This is a genomic window from Vogesella sp. XCS3, from assembly GCF_020616155.1.
In the GTDB taxonomy this organism is placed as follows: domain Bacteria; phylum Pseudomonadota; class Gammaproteobacteria; order Burkholderiales; family Chromobacteriaceae; genus Vogesella.
On the sequence record NZ_CP085530.1, the window covers coordinates 103,338 to 122,307 of the forward strand.

At 61.1% G+C, this 18,970-nt stretch carries 22 protein-coding genes and 2 tRNA genes; 17 read left to right on the forward strand and 7 right to left on the reverse strand.

Annotated features, from left to right (window positions below):
* Window positions 1-36: 36 nt before the first annotated feature.
* Both LCH97_RS00525 and LCH97_RS00530 read right to left on the reverse strand, forming a co-directional pair.
* The gene (locus LCH97_RS00525) at window positions 37-873 is read right to left on the reverse strand and encodes a hypothetical protein (protein WP_227302888.1); all 837 of its coding nucleotides are present in this window, start codon (window positions 871-873) and stop codon (window positions 37-39) included.
* Between the two features lie 145 nt (window positions 874-1,018).
* A complete protein-coding gene (locus LCH97_RS00530; protein WP_227302889.1) occupies window positions 1,019-2,008 on the reverse strand; it encodes a recombination-associated protein RdgC in 990 nt (329 codons plus the stop codon).
* 90 nt (window positions 2,009-2,098) lie between these two features.
* Here LCH97_RS00530 and LCH97_RS00535 point away from each other — a divergent pair.
* Together LCH97_RS00535 and LCH97_RS00540 are read left to right on the forward strand one after the other, a co-directional pair.
* A tRNA-Pro gene (locus LCH97_RS00535) sits at window positions 2,099-2,175 on the forward strand.
* A 29-nt stretch (window positions 2,176-2,204) separates the two neighbouring features.
* Window positions 2,205-2,281, forward strand: a tRNA-Pro gene (locus LCH97_RS00540).
* A 343-nt stretch (window positions 2,282-2,624) separates the two neighbouring features.
* Here the strand turns inward: LCH97_RS00540 and gltX are convergent.
* Both gltX and LCH97_RS00550 read right to left on the reverse strand, forming a co-directional pair.
* On the reverse strand, window positions 2,625-4,010 hold the full coding sequence (gene gltX, locus LCH97_RS00545; protein WP_227302890.1) for a glutamate--tRNA ligase: 1,386 nt from the start codon (window positions 4,008-4,010) through the stop codon (window positions 2,625-2,627).
* Between the two features lie 118 nt (window positions 4,011-4,128).
* The gene (locus LCH97_RS00550; protein ID WP_227302891.1) at window positions 4,129-4,761 is read right to left on the reverse strand and encodes a LysE family translocator; all 633 of its coding nucleotides are present in this window, start codon (window positions 4,759-4,761) and stop codon (window positions 4,129-4,131) included.
* Between the two features lie 157 nt (window positions 4,762-4,918).
* Here LCH97_RS00550 and LCH97_RS00555 point away from each other — a divergent pair, with 157 nt between their 5' ends.
* From LCH97_RS00555 to LCH97_RS00615, 12 genes are all read left to right on the forward strand, one after another.
* On the forward strand, window positions 4,919-6,343 hold the full coding sequence (locus LCH97_RS00555) for a PLP-dependent aminotransferase family protein (RefSeq protein ID WP_227302892.1): 1,425 nt from the start codon (window positions 4,919-4,921) through the stop codon (window positions 6,341-6,343).
* A gap of 252 nt (window positions 6,344-6,595) precedes the next feature.
* Window positions 6,596-7,075, forward strand: a complete 480-nt coding sequence (locus tag LCH97_RS00560) for a GspH/FimT family pseudopilin (RefSeq protein ID WP_227302893.1) — start codon at window positions 6,596-6,598, stop codon at window positions 7,073-7,075.
* Window positions 7,075-7,665: a type IV pilus modification protein PilV gene (gene pilV, locus LCH97_RS00565; RefSeq protein WP_227302894.1), complete on the forward strand. Its 591-nt coding sequence runs from the start codon at window positions 7,075-7,077 to the stop codon at window positions 7,663-7,665. The genes LCH97_RS00560 and pilV overlap by 1 nt, the downstream gene beginning before the upstream one ends.
* Window positions 7,666-7,670: 5 nt before the next feature.
* On the forward strand, window positions 7,671-8,390 hold the full coding sequence (locus tag LCH97_RS00570) for a PilW family protein (protein WP_227302895.1): 720 nt from the start codon (window positions 7,671-7,673) through the stop codon (window positions 8,388-8,390).
* Window positions 8,391-8,401: 11 nt separating this feature from the next.
* Window positions 8,402-8,800 carry a PilX N-terminal domain-containing pilus assembly protein gene (locus LCH97_RS00575; RefSeq protein ID WP_227302896.1) on the forward strand — a complete coding sequence of 133 codons (399 nt, stop codon included), beginning with the start codon at window positions 8,402-8,404 and terminating at the stop codon, window positions 8,798-8,800.
* 62 nt (window positions 8,801-8,862) lie between these two features.
* Window positions 8,863-9,294, forward strand: a complete 432-nt coding sequence (locus LCH97_RS00585) for a type IV pilin protein (protein ID WP_304956720.1) — start codon at window positions 8,863-8,865, stop codon at window positions 9,292-9,294.
* A 146-nt stretch (window positions 9,295-9,440) separates the two neighbouring features.
* Entirely contained in the window at window positions 9,441-9,896 is a 456-nt protein-coding gene (locus LCH97_RS00590) for a ProQ/FINO family protein (protein WP_227302897.1), read from the forward strand.
* Between the two features lie 93 nt (window positions 9,897-9,989).
* A complete protein-coding gene (locus tag LCH97_RS00595) occupies window positions 9,990-10,526 on the forward strand; it encodes a macro domain-containing protein (RefSeq protein WP_227302898.1) in 537 nt (178 codons plus the stop codon).
* 120 nt (window positions 10,527-10,646) lie between these two features.
* The gene (cysK, locus tag LCH97_RS00600; RefSeq protein WP_227302899.1) at window positions 10,647-11,582 is read left to right on the forward strand and encodes a cysteine synthase A; all 936 of its coding nucleotides are present in this window, start codon (window positions 10,647-10,649) and stop codon (window positions 11,580-11,582) included.
* 103 nt (window positions 11,583-11,685) lie between these two features.
* The gene (locus tag LCH97_RS00605; protein ID WP_227302900.1) at window positions 11,686-12,099 is read left to right on the forward strand and encodes a hypothetical protein; all 414 of its coding nucleotides are present in this window, start codon (window positions 11,686-11,688) and stop codon (window positions 12,097-12,099) included.
* Window positions 12,100-12,109: 10 nt separating this feature from the next.
* The gene (locus LCH97_RS00610; RefSeq protein ID WP_227302901.1) at window positions 12,110-12,514 is read left to right on the forward strand and encodes a YchJ family protein; all 405 of its coding nucleotides are present in this window, start codon (window positions 12,110-12,112) and stop codon (window positions 12,512-12,514) included.
* A 112-nt stretch (window positions 12,515-12,626) separates the two neighbouring features.
* Entirely contained in the window at window positions 12,627-12,935 is a 309-nt protein-coding gene (locus LCH97_RS00615; RefSeq protein ID WP_144372091.1) for a hypothetical protein, read from the forward strand.
* Here the strand turns inward: LCH97_RS00615 and LCH97_RS00620 are convergent.
* The 3 genes from LCH97_RS00620 to dcd form a co-directional block, all read right to left on the reverse strand.
* Entirely contained in the window at window positions 12,932-13,375 is a 444-nt protein-coding gene (locus LCH97_RS00620) for a MarR family winged helix-turn-helix transcriptional regulator (RefSeq protein WP_304956721.1), read from the reverse strand. The genes LCH97_RS00615 and LCH97_RS00620 overlap by 4 nt on opposite strands.
* The gene (locus LCH97_RS00625; protein WP_227302902.1) at window positions 13,372-13,848 is read right to left on the reverse strand and encodes a glutathione peroxidase; all 477 of its coding nucleotides are present in this window, start codon (window positions 13,846-13,848) and stop codon (window positions 13,372-13,374) included. The genes LCH97_RS00620 and LCH97_RS00625 overlap by 4 nt, the downstream gene beginning before the upstream one ends.
* Window positions 13,849-14,077: 229 nt before the next feature.
* Window positions 14,078-14,647: a dCTP deaminase gene (gene dcd, locus LCH97_RS00630; protein ID WP_227302903.1), complete on the reverse strand. Its 570-nt coding sequence runs from the start codon at window positions 14,645-14,647 to the stop codon at window positions 14,078-14,080.
* A gap of 302 nt (window positions 14,648-14,949) precedes the next feature.
* Here dcd and bfr point away from each other — a divergent pair, with 302 nt between their 5' ends.
* The 3 genes from bfr (at window position 14,950) to LCH97_RS00645 (ending at window position 18,896) form a co-directional block, all read left to right on the forward strand.
* A complete protein-coding gene (gene bfr / locus LCH97_RS00635; RefSeq protein ID WP_227302904.1) occupies window positions 14,950-15,438 on the forward strand; it encodes a bacterioferritin in 489 nt (162 codons plus the stop codon).
* Window positions 15,439-15,585: 147 nt separating this feature from the next.
* Complete coding sequence (locus tag LCH97_RS00640; protein WP_227302905.1) at window positions 15,586-16,326, forward strand: response regulator; 741 nt, start codon at window positions 15,586-15,588, stop codon at window positions 16,324-16,326.
* On the forward strand, window positions 16,323-18,896 hold the full coding sequence (locus tag LCH97_RS00645; RefSeq protein WP_227302906.1) for an ATP-binding protein: 2,574 nt from the start codon (window positions 16,323-16,325) through the stop codon (window positions 18,894-18,896). Before LCH97_RS00640 ends, LCH97_RS00645 begins: the two co-directional genes overlap by 4 nt.
* Window positions 18,897-18,970: the final 74 nt, after the last annotated feature.

Sequence of the window (18,970 nt, forward strand, 5' to 3'; positions counted from 1 at the left end):
GGCCGCGGCCAACCTTTTTTACTGAGTGATGCGCGCCTAGTACAGGCCGAAGATGCCCATCAGGGTAAAAACCAGCACAAAGCAGGTCACGCCGGTCAACACCAGGTTGGTCTGCTTTTCTTTGCTGAGCGAGTCTTCCAGCGAGCGTTCCTGGGTTTTGATGGCGTGCACCTGCCGCTGCAGCTCGGCTTTTTCGCCATCCAGCCGTGCGATATTGTCCAGCAGCGCGCTGACAGGTACCTCGGTAATTTTCTCGGTTTCCCAGCTGCTGATCAGGCGTGAAATCTTGTCCTTGAAGTAGCGCCCGGAGCGCTGCTCGCTATCCAGAAACTCTATGTCAAAGCCTTGCGCCGCCAGGCGTGCATTACGCTTGATGCGCGCTTCTTCGCCCTCGGCCTCTGGGTTGGGCAGGGTGGTGGGCTGGACGCTGTATTCGGAATAGTGCGCTTTCAGCCACAAAATGGCCTGGGCGTAGGCGTAGCTGGTCAAGCCTAGCCCGGTTAACTCGGCACTCAGGTTAAAGCCGGACTTGGGGCCAAACTGCACAGTCTGGCGCGGGTGATCTACCGAGACTTGCAGGCAGTTGCGCGTATTGAGCCACTCGCTGACTTCGCCCTGATACAGCTTCCACTGGCCACCTTGTAGCTGGGCGTACGCGGCAAACTGGATGCGGAAAAAGTCGGACTGCTGGGTCTTGCCAAAGCTGCGCCGTACAAATACGTAAATCGGGCTGCCACCATCCATCAGCGCTAGCAGCTGTTCACCATGTGTCGTGGATAAACCGGCCAGGAACACCTCGTTCTCAACGGGCGGCAGCGGTGGCGGCTCTGGCGGGGGGGCTGCGGCAGGTGTTTTGCTGGCTTTGGTGTTCATGGTGGTGCGGGCATTAAGAAGTAGCAGATTTCAGCCTACACGATTTTACAGCAAATGGTTATAACTATAGACAGGATAACTATCGCTTTGTCATGAGTGATGTGGCGAAACCACACCACCGCCTGCGGTGGTGTGGCTGTCAGGCTTAAGCCCAGGGCACGTCGATGGTGTCGGGCTTGCCGTTTTCTGGCTGGCTGAGTGTGGCCGTTGCGGCTGGTGTGCTCGAACCTTGCTGGCTGGCTTCCAGGCCGCCCAGCGCGGCGACCAGGTCGTTTACCAGGTCGCCCAGCTCTTCCGCCATCAGCAGGAAGGTGGCTTCAAACAGGCTGGCCAGGTCGTCGCCGGCCTGGCTGGCTTCTTCTTGCAGCACATCCAGGAACTGCAGGCGTTTGAGTTGCAGCTGGTCGGTGAGTACAAAACGGATGCGCTCGCGCCAGATCAGACCCAGGCGGGTTACCTGTTTGCCGGTGGCAATGTGCTGGCGGATTTCATCGGCGGTCAGGTCGATGCGGGTGCAGCGCACCACGGCGCCGTTCTCGCTGCTGTCTTTCAGCTCGCATTCGGCATCCAGCTCAAAGCCAAAGCCTGCTTCGCCAGCGGCCAGCCAGTCGGTCATCAGCGCGTGCGGCGATACAGCGGTGCGTGGCAGTGCAGCCGGGAACGGTGGCAGTGCCTCGCGCAGGGTGGACACCAGGTTTTCTGCTTTGCTGGCGGTACCGCTATCGACCATCAGCCAGCCGCGCTGGCTATCGATATAGGCAGTAGTACGGCCGGAGCGGGTAAAGGCGCGTGGCAGCAGGTCGTCGGTGATCTGCTCTTTCAGTGCCAGCTTTTCCTTTCGGCCAACCTTGCGCAGCTCGGCAGCCTCGATCTCGGCCAGCTTGCTGTCCAGGTGGTCGCGAATCACGCCTGCGGGCAGTACTTTGTCTTCGCGGCGCAGGGTCAGCATCTGGTAACCACGGGCCTGGTGCAGCGGGCTATCCAGGTGGCTGGCGGGGGCGACCCAGCCTTCGCTGAACCAGTCCAGGCCGCTACAGCGCTGGAAAGGACGTTTGGCCAGCTGATCGGCTAGCTTGTCGCTGTCGATGGTGAAATTCTCATCCAGCCGAAAGAAAGACAGTTGCTTAAACCACATAATTGATAGATAATCTTTGTCCTCTGAGATCGGCAGATTGTAACGCAAAACCGCGGCAAACTGTCAGTTTCAGGATAAATGAATGGGTCGCGGGGTGTAGCTTAGCCTGGTAGAGCGCTACGTTCGGGACGTAGAGGCCGGAGGTTCGAATCCTCTCACCCCGACCAGTATTTATCCTGACAGATCAGTCCTTATTCGGGGTGTAGCTTAGCCTGGTAGAGCGCTACGTTCGGGACGTAGAGGCCGGAGGTTCGAATCCTCTCACCCCGACCAGATACCAGAAAAACCGCATGCTTGCCGCCTGCGGTTTTTTCTTTTTGCGCTGGCGCTATCGCCGTGCCGGTGGCGGCCAAACCGCCATGCGCCCCTCAATTTCCCTTTATGTGCCCTGGTAGCTGCCGCACAGCGGTGCGGCCAACCCTGCGCTGCGGGCCATGCCAAGAGATTTGTCTGCTCTGTCAGCCAGCTCGGCCACATTGGCATCAATGCGCTGTTTGCCCGCTTCTTTCGGTATTAACCGGTATGTACTGCTGTGCTGGCATGGCATGGGCACAAAAGAAAACCCCTCGCGCGCAGGGCGCGGAGGGGTTGGCTGTATGCTGGCAGGCTGTTGTGCTTAGCTGCGGATGCGGCGCAGTACTTCTTGCTGGCCGATCAGTGCCAAGACCGCGTCGACCGACGGGGTCTGGGTGGTGCCGCACACCAGCACGCGCAGCGGCATGCCCAGCTGGCCCATCTTGATGCCTTCGTCGGCGCAGAACGGCTTGAACAGGCCGTGAATGCTCTCGGCGTTCCAGCTGTCCAGCGCGGCCAGGCGGTCGGCAAAGCGCTGCATGCGCGCCAGGCTGTCGGCTTGCAGGTGCTTTTCCACGTCTTCCGCTTGTGCAGTGCGCTTGGCGTAGAAGTAGTCCACTTCGCGAGCCAGCGCGTTCAGGTCTTGCACGCGCTCTTTTACCAGTGCGATTACGTCGGCCAGGGCCGGGCCTTGGCGGGTGTCCACGTTGGCCGCAGCCAGGCGCTCGGCGATCAGGCCGGCCAGGCGGATATTGTCGGCAGCCTTGATGTGCTGGGCGTTCAGCCACAGGAATTTTTCGTTGTTGAAGCGGCTGGCGGACGGGCTGACCGCTTCCAGCGAGAACCATTCGACGAACTGTCCCATGCTGAAGAATTCTTCGTCACCGTGGCCCCAGCCCAGGCGTGCCAGGTAGTTCAGCAGCGCCTCCGGCAGGATGCCCTTGGCGGCGTAGTCCACCACGCTGACGGCGTCGCGGCGCTTGGACATCTTCTGGCCGTCTTCGTTGAGGATCATCGGCAGGTGGCCGTATACCGGTAGCGGCGCGCCCAGGGCCAGCAGGATGTTGATCTGGCGCGGGGTGTTGTTGACGTGATCGTCACCACGGATAACGTGGGTGATGTTCATGTCCCAGTCGTCCACTACCACACAGAAGTTATAGGTGGGGCTGCCGTCCGGGCGGGCGATGATCAGGTCGTCCAGCTCTTCGTTATTGATCTCGATGCGGCCTTTGACCGCGTCTTCCCACGCTACCGAGCCGGTCAGCGGGGTCTTGAAGCGTACTACCGGCTGCACGTCGGCCGGTGGCTGCGGCAGGGTCTTGCCTGCCTCCGGGCGCCAGCGGCGGTCGTAGCGCGGTTTTTCGCCGCGGGCTTCCTGTTCGGCGCGCAGCGTTTCCAGCTCTTCCTTGCTGCAGTAGCAGTAGTAGGCGTGGCCGCTGGCCAGCAGTTGCTGGATCACTTCCTTGTAACGGTCAAAGCGCTGGGTCTGGTAGAACGGGCCTTCATCGTAGTCCAGACCTACCCAGTGCATGCCGTCCATAATGGCTTTTACCGATTCCGGGGTGGAGCGTTCCAGGTCGGTGTCTTCGATGCGCAGCACAAAGGTGCCGCCTTGCTTGCGGGCAAACGCCCAGGAGAACAGTGCCGTGCGCACGCCACCGATGTGCAGGAAACCGGTGGGGCTGGGGGCAAAACGGGTGCGGATCATGGTCTACGCCTGCTGTGAATCGTAAAACCGGTATTGTACGTTGCCAGCGAAAGGGCGGGCAAACCGCGCAGGCGATAAAACGGCCGCCAGGCAGGGCGGCCGCGGTGGCGGGAAACGGTCAGATCGGGAAGTTGGCCGCGCTCAGGTGGCCAGCTGGCAGGCTGTCCAGCAGCAGCCACAGCGCGGTGCCCGCCAGCGTCAGCGCCATGGCACCATTGAAGTAGGCCAGACGGCGCGGGGTGTTCAGCAGCTTTTGCAGCGCCACGCCAGCGCCGGCCCATACACTGATGCATGGCATCATGGTGATGAATACCAGCAGGAAGAACAGCACAGCGGCCTGGCCGGCCGGCATATCCTGCGGCAGGAATACCATGCCCATGTTCAGGCTCATCATCCAGGTTTTGGGGTTCAGCCACTGGAACCAGATGCCACCCATGAAGCTCATCGGTTGCTGCTCCTCGGCCTGCTCGCCCAGCGTGCCTGCCTGTTTCATCTGCCAGGCCAGGTATAGCAGGTAGGCGCAACCCGCCAGGGTCAGTGCCGGTTTGAGCGCGCCCAGCAGCGGAGCCAGCTGGCTCATGAACAGGATGATGATGGCCGACTGCAGCGCGATACCGGTGGAAATGCCCAGTAGCGACGGCACGGTGCGGCCAAACCCGTGATTGAGGCCACTGGCGGCCAGAATCAGGTTATTCGGGCCGGGGGTCAGCGCCATCACGGACAGGTAAATCAGCAGGGCAGCGGTATTCATCGGGTGCGGCAACAAGGTATTAAACGATGGGCTGCATGATAAGGCGCGACGCATTACAATAACAGATTCAGAATTTTCAATTTGCAACCATCACAGTTTGGTATGCGGCCAACTGTGCTGGTACATAATCGGCCAAACTGTGCCGGTGGAGCAGGCCATGGCGCAAGACACCCTTTACATGCAGCTGGTCAACGAGTGGACGGCGCTGATCCAGCGCGGCGTGCTGCGCCCGGGCGAGAAAATGCCGTCGGTACGCAAAGCCTGCGCCCAGTACGAGGTGAGCCCGGCCACCATCCTGGCCGCCTACCGCTTGATGGAAGAGCGGGGGCTGGTAGAGGCACGCCCGCAGTCCGGCTTTTATGTGCGCACCCAGACGCGGCTGCCGCTGCCGCACATGCGGCGCCAGAGCGGTACGGTGGCCACCGGCGATGAGGTGCTGGATAACATCGAGCTGGTGTTGGCCGCACAGCAGCAGCCCGGCTATCTGGACCTGTCGATGGCCTCGCCGCGCGGCGGCGATTTTTACCCCACCACGCGCCTGAAGCACATCCTGCACAAGCTCAGCCGCGAACAGCCCACGCTGGCTACCGACTATAGCTACCCGCCCGGCGCGCAGCCGCTGCGCGAACAGGTGGCGCGGAGGGCGCTGGCCTGGGGCGTGTCATTGGCAGCCGACGACATCGTCACCACCAATGGCTGCACCGAGGCGTTGCAACTGGCGCTGCGCACCGTCTGCAAGCACGGCGACACCATAGGCCTGGAGTCGCCTACCTACTTTTTGCTGCTGCCCTTGCTGAAAAGCCTGGGCCTCAACGTGATCGAGATCCCCACCCATCCCACCACCGGTCTGTCGCTGGACGCGCTGGAGCTGCTGCTGGAAGAAAAACGGCTGCAGGCCATTGTGGCGATGCCCACCGTGCACAACCCGCTGGGCGCCACCATGCCGCCGGAAAACAAGAAAAGGTTGGCCGCACTGGTGAATGCGCACCGCGTGCCGCTGATCGAAGACTGCCCGCACGCCGACCTGTTTTACGGCCAGCTGACGCCGGACGCGGTGAAAGCGTACGACACAGATGGCTACGTACTGCTGTGCGGCAGCTTCAACAAAACGCTGGCGCCCGGCTTCCGGGTGGGCTGGATCGCGCCCGGCCGCTACCGCCGCGAGCTGACACGGCTGAAGTTTGCCTCGTCGCTGTCGCAGCCGCGCCTGCTGGAAGAAACGCTGGGGGTGTATCTGCAGGACGGCGCCTATGACCAGCACCTGCGCTTCTTGCGCCGCCATTACCAGGCGCAGATGGCGCGCTTGCAGGATGTGGTGGCGCAGGTATTTCCGGCGGGTACCCGTGCCACCTCGCCTACCGGAGGCTGCCTGCTGTGGGTGGAGTTGCCGGGCGAGGCCGACTCGCTGCAGCTGTCGCGGGCGGCGTATGCGGAAAAGATGCTGGTGGTGCCCGGCGCGCTGTACTCGCCGCGTGGCCGCTACCGCAACTGTATCCGGCTGTCGTGCTGCTACCCGTGGAGCGACGCGTACGAGCGGGGTTTGCACCGTTTGGCCGAGCTCAGCGCCAGCTTATTGCCCTGAGCGTGGCTCAAGGGCTTGCGGTGCATGTCGATATAGCAATGTGGCGCACTGGGTAGCAACAGGCATGGCTGGTTTAAAATGAAATTGCCTTTTAACAGCTATAAGCAAATGTCGGAGATATGTTTGTATCGATAGAGCGCACTGCGGTACGCTTGGTTTTATCGCGAGTTTGGTTTTGTAAAGTGTGTGCCGTGCCATAAGCACGATGCACTAATCTAAAAGTAGTATCGAGCAGGGTCGGATAAGGCAGCTATGACGCAGGAACGGGGTTTTACGCTGGTAGAGCTAATCATTACGGTAGCCATCATCGCCATCGTCATGTCGTATGCCGTGCCGGCCTACTCGCGTTTTGTCGCGCAGAACAAGGTGCAGTCATTCGCCTATGCACTGGCTTCCGACCTGAATAACGCCCGCTCCGAGGCGATACGCCGTGGGCAGACTGTCGAAGTCTGTGCGGCTTCAGATACTACAGTAGCGAGCTGTGCCGGGGCTGTGACGAATAATTGGAGCAAGAGCTGGATCACCGTGGCTAGTGGGTCGGTTATCAAGGTCCACCAAGCGGAGGCGGGCACTGTTGCTTCGACTACGTTATCCAGTGTTCGTTTTGCCGCTAGCGGCCGGCCTAACAACGCCGGCAGTATCGTTTTTCAGGATGCGGCTGCAACGACTTCTGCTTCTGTATCGATCGCGGTCTATGGCAGTATCCGGGCCGGTGGCGGGATGGGGCAATAATGATGCTAGCTTATCGTAACCGTGGTTTTGCCTTTGTCGAGCTGCTGGTGTCGGTGGTCATCATCGGCTTTGGTTTGCTGGCGATTTCTGCGTTACAGACTAATGCCCTGCAAGCGACCAATGCTGCCTATTTGCGTACCGCTGCCAGTGAATACGCGGTGGCTTTTTCGGAGCGTATGCGCACTAATACCGCTGACAGCATCTACCGTTACGACGAAGACAATAGCGTGTATATCCTGGCGCCAGTCGTGGCGTGCTACCTGCAGGCGGCGTCGAATACGGCGCTGACAGACCGGGTGGCAGAGTGTGCCAAAGTGGCCAATGCCAGCCAGACAGCCATTGTGAACGCTGATGTAGCCTCGATGACGCAGTGGGTAAGTAATACCTCCAGCACGTTGCCGCAAGGAACATGGGCGCTGAATTTGTTGCGTAACGGCGCTGTAGCCAGTGGCATTACGGCGGCCAACTGCAATTTCTCGCTGGCAGCCGGTGCGGCAGCCAGCCAGCCCTGTTCTCTACAGGTCTCCGTCACATGGCAAGAATCGCGTGCGTCGGCTGCGGTTGCCAGCATCAGTTACACATTCCGGTGAGTATCATGAGAAGCAAACAAGCCGGTTTGACCATTATCGAGTTGATGCTGTCGCTGGCACTGTCGCTCTTTCTGATTCTGGTAGCAGCACAGTTTTTTGTGGCTAACAAAATGACCTACCGCACCCAGCAGGCCCAGGCAGATATTCAGGAGCGTGGCCGCTTTGCCAGCTCCTGGCTGGCGCAGCAGCTGCGCCAGGCGGGCTATATTGGCGCAGTTGAGGTGGCCACTAAGGATTTCAGTAGCGTGTTTGTCCTGCAAAACGCCAGTGGTAGCGCACTGGCCATGGCGGCAGGGCAGGTGTTGCTGGGTACCTCAGGCACGGTGCAGGTGCGTTACCGAGGTGCCGATGATACCAGCCTGGTGAATTGCCAGGGTCAGGGGGTGGCAGCCAGTACCACTGCCACGCATATGATCAATACCAGTGGTAGCAGCTTGATGTGCGATGGCACCGAGGTGGTGCCTGGAGTCGTGCAGTTAAGGCTGCAATACGGCCAGGATAGCGTGAACCCGCTGGACCGCATTGCAGACCAGTATGTACAGAACGCACCGGCTTCGGCGGTGTATGCAGTCAGGTTATGCATGCTGGTGCAATCGCTGGAGAACAATGTCAGCCCGGTAAGCCAGACTATTGCAGCAGACTGTGATGGTAATGCGTATACCCCTGCCAACCGCGCGATTGCAAAAGTGTTCCGGTCTTCGGTTTATCTGAGGAATATCCCATGAGCAGGGCAGTAATGCAGCAGGGTTTTTCCCTGCTGGTGGTGATGGTCTTCCTGCTGGTGTTAGGCTTGCTGGGTTTTGCCGTGACCAAAAGCGCCATCGTGCAAGAGAAGATATCGGGCAATCTGCGTGAAAAAAACGTTTCGTTTCTGGCTGCGGAAGCAGCGCTGCGAGAAGGGGAGATCTACCTGACCACGGTTGACGACCTGGCCAGTATTACAGCCTCCAATTCGCTCCCCGCACGCAATGTGGTCTCATCGCTGGCTGGCGCATCGGCCAGCTATACCATAGGTTGCGTCAATAACTGTACAGCGTCCGCGGGTAAGGTCTATTACCGCATCGTGGCCAGCGGTACCGGTGTGCGTAATGATTCGGTCACCGCGTTGGAAGCGGTAGTATCGGTAGAAGAGTAAGCGGCCAACTGGCTTTGGCAAGCAAGGGCAGGCAAGTGTTGTCGTGCCCTAATGGAGAAAAAATGAAGCAAAACCAGGGTTTTACCTTGATCGAGCTGGTTATCGTGGTGGCTATCGTCGGTATTTTGTCTGCCATCGCCATGCCGATGTACCGCGATTATGTCGTGCGTTCCAACCGTACCGAGGCCAAAACGGCATTGGCTGCTGTCGCGTTGGCACAGGAGCGCTACTACTCAGTGAATAATCAGTACAGTACGACGATTGCTTCGCTAGGTACCGTTATGGGTTTGAGTAGCAGTGGTGTGACCGAAAACGGTTTTTACAGCATCAGCATTACTGCGGCCAACCCTGCTGCCAGCTACACCTTGAACGCCACCCCGCAAAGCAAAGCCGGGCAGAATACCGACAAGTGCAACATCCTGACGCTGAGCAGCACGGGCTTGAAAGGCGTCAGCAGCGCCACCAGCGGCTATACTGCGGCCAACTGCTGGTAAGTAGTGTCATGCGGCTGGCGTCTGGGCGCGTGCTGCATTAAGATAGCCCCCTTTTTGCCGGATGGCGTCGCTGTCCTAGTGTCTTGTTTTTGAAAGGACTGCGCGCAAACGTGTTTTGCCCAGTGACTTGAACCATGAAGAATGCAATGAAATCCAATAATGAAACGGCACTGGGTGCCGCACTGAAGACGGCAGTACAAAGTCTGAGCAAGAAAAGCCAGACCGAAATGATTGCCGCCCATGTTTACGCCAAATACGAAGTATTCAAGCGTTTCCTGCCGCTGGCACTGGGTATCCACGAGGCATTGATCGCAGCACTGCCGCAGTTTGATGCACAGCTGGTGGCCCGTGTACTGGCCAACCACTGCCGCCGTCAGCGTTATATCAAGTCGCTGGCCCGTGGTGGCAAGCGCTTTGACCTGGCGATGAAGCCGGTAGGTGTGGTGAGCCCGGAAGAAAAAGCCGCAGCCGAACGCATGGCGCAGCCACGCCCAGCCAAGGCAGACGCTGTAGCGCCGGCAGCAGACCTGCCTGTTGCTGCCGAGGGTGTCGCACCCGACGCGGTAGTTGCAGCACCGGCCATCGAGCCTGCTGCTGAGTAAGACACTCAGTCTTGCGGTAAACCAACCCCTCCGGCTTGTGCTAGAGGGGTTTTGTTTTTATCGGGCTACGGTTGTAGCCAGAAAAGGATGCGTATGTTGACCAGGCAGCACGGTGTCACCATTGAGCTGTGGCGCGGTGATATTACACGCTTGGCGGTAGACGCTATCGTCAATGCGGCCAACCGCGGCTTGCGTGGCGGTGGCGGGGTGGACGGCGCCATACACCGAGCCGCTGGCCCGGGCATGCTGCAAGCCTGCCTGCAGCATGGGTTTTGCCCGGTGGGCGAGGTGCGGGTCACGCCCGGTTTCGCACTGCCGGCGCGCTGGGTATTCCATACCGTTGGCCCGCTATGGCGTGGTGGTGATGAAGGCGAGGCCGAACAGCTGGCGCAGTGCTACCGCCATTGCCTGGATGAGGCCGCCAGCCGCGGTGTACGCGAGCTGGCGTTTCCGGCCATCAGCTGTGGCGTGTACGGCTACCCGGCACTAGCCGCCATGCATGTGGCGTGGCAGGCCATGACACAATGGTTGGCCGCCGCGCCGGCGCACGACTTGCAGCGCATTGTGCTGGTCGCCTTCGATGACAGCGTATGGCAAGCCGGCTGCCGTGTGATGCCGGGCATCAGCTAGCACCGGTTATAGGCAAGCGTTCGAAACTTAGCAAAAAACGGTATTAGTCAGCGCAGGTGTGGCTGTATAGAATTGCGCAGCATAACGGCCCGCGCCGTGCGCTCAACAGGAGAATAAACAATGCGTATTGCCTCTTCCGTCACCGACCTTATCGGCAACACCCCGCTGGTACGCCTGAACCGTGTCACCGAAGGCGCCGGCGCCACCGTAGTGGCCAAGCTGGAGTTCTTCAACCCGGGCCACAGCGTGAAAGACCGTATTGCCGCAGCCATGATCGAAGCCGCCGAGAAAGACGGCAAGATCGGCCCTGGCACCGTGATCGTGGAGCCGACTTCGGGCAATACCGGTATTGGCCTGGCCATGGTGTGTGCCGCACGCGGCTACAAGCTGATTATCACCATGCCGGAAACCATGAGTCGTGAACGCCGCCAGCTACTGCGCGCCTACGGTGCCGAGCTGGTGCTGACCCCCGGCCCGGACGGCATGGGCGGCGCTATCGCCAAAGCCCGCGAGATCGTGGCGGCCAACCCGGATACCCACTACCTGCCGCAGCAGTTTGAAAACCCGGCCAACCCCGAGATCCACCGCAACACCACCGCCGAAGAAATCTGGCGCGATACCGACGGCCAGGTCGATATCCTGGTAGCCGGCGTGGGCACCGGCGGCACCATCACCGGCGTGGGCGAAGTGCTGAAAGCACGCAAGCCAGGGGTACAGATCGTGGCAGTCGAGCCTGACGCGTCGCCGGTATTGTCCGGTGGTGCCAAGGGCCCGCACCCGATCCAAGGTATCGGTGCCGGTTTTGTGCCGCCTATCCTCAATACCGGTATCTACGACGAGATCATCCGTGTAGGTAACGACGATGCCTTCGACACCGCCCGCAATGTGGCCACCCAGGAAGGTGTGCTGGTAGGTATCTCGTCCGGCGCGGCGGTATGGGCTGCGCTACAGCTGGCCAAGCGCCCGGAAAACGCCGGCAAGCTGATCGTGGTGGTGATTCCATCCTTTGGCGAGCGCTATCTGTCTACCGCGCTGTTCCAGCACTTGGCCGACTGATTATCGCTGGCACCTCGGCTGCAACCCTGCCTGCGTGGCAGGGTTTTTCTTTTATGGAAAGGCAAGGCAGCGCCAGCCGCTATTCGGGTTTACAATCGGCTACATGAAACGACTGCTTCTGATTCTGTCCCTGTTGTGGCTGGCAGGTTGTGCCACCTTGCAGGAGCTGGGTGGTGGCAATGCCGCTGCCGATACGCTGATGCGCGAGGCGCAGCTGCTGGCGCCGCGTGTGGGCAAAGGCGAGCTGACCCGCGTGCATGTCGCGGACCGGCTGGATGCCCTGCGTCAGCAGCAGGTTGGCCGCAACGCGGTGGACGACGACGTTTTCCGTACCTATCGCCGCATTGCCCAGCAGCGCGATGCCGGCCAGATCGACAGTGCCCGTGCGCAAAAACAGATGGAAGACCGTCTGGAGATGTGGCAACGCCGCTGGCCCGCGCTGCAAGACAAACCCGCTAACCCGGCTTTTACCCAATTCCTGCTCAAGCTCTACAGCCTGCCACCGCTGCCGCGCTGATCTTTGCACCATGAAAAAAACGCCTGTCACCACCGGCTGCCATTGCGGCCAACCTCTGCCTTACGCTGATTGCTGCGGCCCTTATCACCACGGTGCATTGCCTGCCAGTGCCGAGCAGCTGATGCGCTCGCGCTACAGCGCCTTTGTGCTGCAGCTGGAACCCTACTTGCTGCAAAGCTGGGCTAGCGACACCCGCCCCGCCAGTCTGGACCTGAGTGCCGACGATGGCGTGAAGTGGTTGGGCTTGCAGGTATTGGCCGCCACGGGTGGTGCTGAGGGTGACGACACCGGCACTGTCGAGTTCGTGGCGCGCTACAAGGTGGGGGGGCGTGCCTACCGCCTGCACGAGACCAGCCGTTTTCGCCGTGAAGACGGTGCCTGGCGCTATATCGATGGCGACCTGCATGAGGGCTAGGGTGTTTACCTAAGCGATTGATAGCGATCATTTTTTATCGCTATCGGGCTAGGAATGTTGGCCGCGTGTGCCATGCTGGAACGGGCGTCTGCCCGGAAAACGGAGGTGACACGTGAACGATACACTGCATGACTTCATTGCCCAGCTGGAACGCCACCAGGCCGAAGGGCGCGACCTGGGCCAGCTGTTATCCGTCGACCCGGTGCGCCAGCTGGCGTTACCGCTCAATCACCAGACTTGCAGCCAGCTGCGTGCCATGGCGCAAGTGTTCCAGTGCGACGAGGCCTTGCTGGCATCGGCCATTCTGGCCGGGGCGTTGCGCCATATGCAGCAGCACCTGGACGAAGACCTGGATGCACTGGCCAGGCTGGCGCGCGAGGCGCTGGACAGCCCGTGCCAGGCCGCCAGCGAAGCCATCTAGCCCGGCTTGCCCTGCAGCAGCATGGTCAGTTGCTGCAGGGTTTGTCGCAGCATGGCCGATTCCGCCTCGCGCCCCTCTGCGCCGTAGCGGCAGCGCATGGCCTGCGGGATGGCGGCGGCCTGTGTTTCCAGTGCCTTGCCGGCGTCGCTTAGCCATACTTCTACCCGCCGTTCATCGTTGCTGGCGCGCCGCCGCAGCAGCAGGCCGGCCGCTTCCAGCCGTTTCAAGAGCGGTGTCAAGGTACCGGAATCCAGCAGCAAGCGTTCGCCCAGCTGCTTGACGCTGGCACCGTCTTGCTCCCATAGCACCAGCAGCACCAGGTATTGCGGGTAGGTCAGCCCCAACGCGTTCAGCAGCGGCTGGTAGGCCTGCGTCATGCTGCGGCTGGCCGCGTACAGCGCAAAGCACAGTTGGCGATCCAGTTGCAGCTCCGGCGTCATAGCAGGCGCTCGATCTCGCTGCGCAGCGCTTCCGGCTTGGTACGCGGGCCAAAGCGGCCAACCACCTGGCCCTGGCGATTCACCAGAAACTTGGTGAAATTCCACTTGATGCCACGGGTGCCCAGAATGCCGGCTTTCTGCTGTTTCAGGTATTGCCACAGCGGGTGGGCGTGGGCGCCGTTGACGTCTACCTTGGCCGCCAGCCTGAAGCTGACGCCGTAGTTTTTCTGGCAAAAGCTGCCAATGGCTTCGGCGGCGCCGGGTTCCTGCTTGCCAAACTGGTTGCAAGGGAAGCCGATTACCGCCAGGCCTTGCTCGCCCAGCTCGCGGTGCAGTGCTTCCAGGCCTTCGTACTGATAGGTAAAGCCACACTCGCTGGCGGTGTTGACCAGCAGCAGCACCTTGCCCTGGTAGTCGGCCAGCTGGATGTCGCCGCCCAGCAGGGCGGGTACGCGGTATTGGTAGATGGACATGGGTTATTTCAATTTTGAAAAATTAAATTGCACACAATTAAATATGCCAAAAAAAGAGCGAAGCGGCAAGGGGGAACCACAACGCTCATAAGAAACGGCTTGCTGTGCCCAGGGCGAACCATGATTGGTGCGCCCTGAATTCATCCTAGACCAGCCGCCAGAAATTGCGAGTTTTGACCCAAAACAAAAAACGCGGCCGGGGCCGCGTTGTACGGGTGTACTGGCTTGTTCAAGGGCGGGGCAGGGTAACGCCAACCTGGCCCATGTATTTGCCGGCACGGTCTTTGTACGATACGTCGCAGATTTCGTCTGACTCGAAGAACAGCACCTGGGCCACGCCTTCGTTGGCGTAGATCTTGGCTGGCAGCGGGGTGGTGTTGGAAAACTCCAGAGTGACGTAGCCTTCCCATTCCGGTTCGAACGGCGTTACGTTCACGATAATGCCGCAACGGGCGTAGGTGGATTTCCCCAGGCACACGGTGAGTACCGAGCGCGGGATGCGGAAATACTCCACGGTGCGGGCCAGTGCAAAGCTGTTGGGCGGGATGATGCAGTAGCCCTTACCGGAGACTTCTACAAACGAATCCGGGTCGAAGTTTTTCGGGTCGACAATGGTGCTGTTGATATTGGTGAACACCTTGAATTCGTCGGCGCAGCGGATATCGTAGCCGTAGCTGGAGGTGCCGAACGAGATCACCTTTTCGCCGTTCACGTTCTTGACCTGGTCGTACACAAACGGCTCGATCATGCCGTGTTCTTCGGCCATGCGGCGAATCCACTTGTCGGATTTGATGGTCATTGTATTGTTCTCTTTCGGGCTAGCTTTCAGTTGGCTGGATTTTACTGGTACACAGGCGCAGGCGCTACTTTGCCATGTGTTGGCCTGATGGTGGGCGGATTTGGCATGGCGATTCAATAGCTGTCATTTTTAGTGCGATAAATAGGGTTTTGTTAAAATTAAATGCCCTATTGCCGCGTATCGATGGTGGTAAAGTGAATATTATTGCGAATAATTCGCAAAAATGTACCATGACAGGCTGGGTGGCCTGTACTAGAATCCGCCTATTCGAATCATGACCAAGTATTACAGGGGCAAACACCATGCAAGGCCATCCAAAGATCATCGCGCTGCTTAACGACCTGCTGGCAGAAGAGCTGTCTGCCGCAGACCAGTATTTTGTTCACGCCGAGATGTATAAAGACTGGGGTCTGAACAAGCTGTTTGCCCGTATCGACCACGAGCGCGAGGACGAGCTGGAACACGCTCGTACCCTGATCGCCCGCATCCTCTTCCTGGGCGGCAAGCCCAACGTGGCCAAGCGTGTGCCTATCGTCATCGGCGACGACGTGCCGTCCATGCTCAAAAGCGACCTGGACGTGGAATACCGCGTGGCTGCAGCACTGAAAGACGTGATCGCCGTCTGTGAGCAGGAGCGCGACTACATCACCCGCGAACAGCTGATGGTGCTGCTGGAAGAAACCGAAAACGACCACGCCCACTGGCTGGAACAGCAAATCAAGCTGATCGACCTGGTAGGCCTGGCCAATTACCAGCAATCGCAAATGGCCGGCGACGCCAGCGCCAGCTAAGTCCCCCGGCCGCGGCTTGCGGCCAACCTTGCCAGATACCCTGCCTGCTTGCGCGCGCAGGGTTTTTTATTGCCTGCGGTTTGAAATAATTGAAACACACGCTGTGCCGCTTTCTGTTAAACCTGATGGTAAAAAAGGGAGACAAACATGGACGACAGGCATGCCGTGCTGATTGTGGATGACGAGGCCGACATCCGCGACTGGCTGGCCGAGCTGCTGCAGGATTGTGGCTACGCGGTGGTAGGGGCGGCCAACGGCCGCGAGATGCAGGCAGCGCTGCAACAGCACAGCTTTGCGCTGGTGGTGCTGGACCTGCGGCTGAAGGGCGAAGACGGCTTGCAGCTGGCGCGCACGCTGCGTGCACAGTCGGCGGTGCCCATCATCATGATGAGCGGCAAAGGCGACGAAACCGACCGCGTGCTGGGGCTGGAGCTGGCCGCCGACGACTACCTGACCAAGCCGTTTTCCGGCCGTGAATTTCTGGCACGGGTGCGTGCCGCGTTGCGCCGAGCCACCGAGCTATCGTTGCCCATGCTGCGCAAACCGGGCGAGGCGCACGAGTGCTACTGCTTTCACGACTGGATTCTGGATGCCACCGCCCGCGAGCTGCGCCATAGCCGTGGCGGCGAGCCATGCCCGCTCACCCAGGGCGAGTACGCGCTGTTGGCCGCACTGGTACGCCACCCCGGCCGGGTGTGGAGCCGCGAGCAGCTGCTGGAGCAAACCCGCGGCCTGGACACCGAGGTATTCGACCGCACCATCGACGTGCTGATCCTGCGCCTGCGCCGCAAGATCGAACCCAACCCGCGCCTGCCGGCGCTGATCTGTACCGAACGTGGCGCCGGCTATGTGTTTCGCGCCAGCGTCAGCAAAACCCAGAGCGCATGATGCCCACCCTGTTGCAACAGCTGCGTAGCCAGCCTATACGTGCCCGGCTGCAGGCGGCTTTTGTCTTGCTATTTGTGCTGATGCTGGTGGTGATCGTGGTCAGCATCAGCGCTATGCGCAATACGCTGGACACCCTCACCGGCTTTCGCGAGGAAGTGATGCCCGAGCTGGCCCGCGTGCTGGAGCTGGCCGAGAAAGTATCGCAAATTGCCGCCATCGCGCCGTCGCTGGCCGACAGCTACGCGCCGGAAACGCTGTCGCGCGACATTAACCGGCTGCAGGCGCTCACGCGCGAAATCCGCCAGTTATCACAAAACCTGCCACCAGAAGCCGACCGCCAGCTGGCGGTGAGCAGCATGCTCGAAGGCGCCGAGCGCGACCTGTCGCAACTGCTGCTGCTATCGGCGCAGCGCCGCCGCAGCCAGCAAATCCTCAATATCTACATGGCGCGGCTGGACGAGCTGGGCGGCAGGTTGGCCGCACAGCACGCCGCGCAGGCCAGGCAGGCGCCCACGCTGATTCCACTGTGGCAAACGCTGTTGGCGGTGCCGCTATCGCGCGACCGCGCCCGGCTGGGCGAGCTGGAAGCCAGCGCCGAGGCGCTGATGCTGGCCATGCAGCAACGCGGCGAATCGTCGCAGCTGCCAGACTGGCTGGTGGTCGAGCTGGAAGTGATGGTGCAGGCACCACAAAATCTGTTCGAGCAGCAGCGCGAGCTGACCGAAAGCGGCGAACGCATTGCGGTACTGCTACAGCTGTACCGCAGCAATGCCGAGCACCTTAGCCGCCGTACCGCCCGCTACGTGCAGGCTATCCGCCAGCAAGCCGACGACCGCAGCGGGCAGATGGCCACCGAAATCCGCTCCGGTAGCAGTAGTGCCTTGCTGCTGGCAGCTATTGGTGTGGCGGTGGCCATGTTGGCCGCGGCTTATGTGCGCCGCGTCGCGCAGCGCATGCAGGCCATTTCCAGTGTGATGAGCCGGCTGGCCGGCGGCGATACCGAGCAGCTGACGCCGGCTACCGAGCAGGCCGACGAAATCGGCGATCTGGCACGCGCCTTCCAGGTATTCCGCGACAACCTGCTGGAAAAGCAGCGCCTGTCACACGGTATTGAGGCGCAGCGCCGCCTGTTGCAGACGGTGTTTCGCAGCATGCACGACGGCCTGTCGGTGTACGACGAAGACGGCAAACTGATGGTATGGAACCCGCAGTTCCCGGCGCAGCTGGGCATGACGGCTGGCAGTCTGTACAGCGGCATGCCCTACACCGCGCTGCGTGCTGCCATGCCGGCTGGCACGCGCTGGGAGGCGGTGGCCGGCGACACCGTGGCCCAGCCGGACGACAGCCACCGCATTGCCAGCCACGCCGAGCTGCACCTGCCCGGCGGGCGCGTGCTGGAGTTCATGAGCCACGCCATGCCGGAAGGCGGCTGGGTGGCGGTATGCCGCGACGTATCGGCACGACGCGCCGCCGAGGCGCAGCTGCAGCAGATGCAGAAAATGGAAGTACTGGGCCAGCTTACCGGTGGCGTGGCGCACGACTTCAACAATATCCTGATCGCCATCCTGGGCAACCTGGAGCTGCTGGAACAACGCGCCGACCTGCCGGCCGAGGCGCGCCAGCGGCTGGAGCGCGCTCACGTAGCGGCCAACAAGGCGGCGGCGCTCACCCGCCGGCTGCTGGCCTTTGCCCGCCGTCAGCCCCTGTGTACCGAGCGGGTGGACGTAGGCGACATGCTGTACGAGATGCTGGACCTGGTGGAATACAGCGTCAGCGATGGCATCCGCGTCAGTGTGGACGCGCCGGAAGGCCTGGTGGTGCAGGTGGACCGCGGCCAGCTGGAAAACGCCATCCTCAACCTGGCACTGAATGCCGCGCAGGCGATGGGCGAGCACGGCAGCCTGCAGCTAAGGGTTGGCCGTATCCAGCGCGACGGCCGCGACTGGGTGGCCATCAATGTGCAGGACGACGGGCCTGGCATTCCGCCCGAGGTATTGCCGCACGTGCTGGAGCCGTTCTTTACCACCAAGGCGCAGGGCAAGGGCAGTGGCCTGGGGCTATCTATCGTGTACGGTTTTGTGAAGCAAAGCGGTGGCGAGCTGGCCATTCACAGCCGCCAGGGCGAGGGCACTACCGTGTGCATCGAGCTGCCGGCCAGCGCCGGCCAGCATAGCCCGCAAGCCAGCGCCAGCGCGCTGCCGGCGGTCCTGCCTGCGCGCCACGTATTGCTGGTGGAGGATGACGCCGACGTGCGCGATACCGCCCAGCAACAGTTGGCCGCATTGGGGGCGCGAGTCAGCGTGTTTGCCAGCGAGGCGGCGCTACTGGGCTGGCTGGCAGCCGGTGGCGAGGCAGACCTGGTGCTGTCCGACATCATGCTGGGCGAGGGCGGTGACGGCGTGCGGCTGTACCGCACGCTGCAGGCCGCCTACCCGGCGCTGCGCGTGGTGCTGACTTCCGGCCTGCCGCCCGAGCACCACGCCCGTCGCAGCGACTGGCCGGCCGGGGTGCCGTTCCTGGCCAAACCTTACCGCCGCGACGACCTGGCGCGTTTGCTGGCCTTGGCCTAGGCAGGGCGCGGCGGGTGTTGCAATTGTTAATGGCAACGGCATGGCAATGAAATGCCGCATTAACGTTTCCGCGT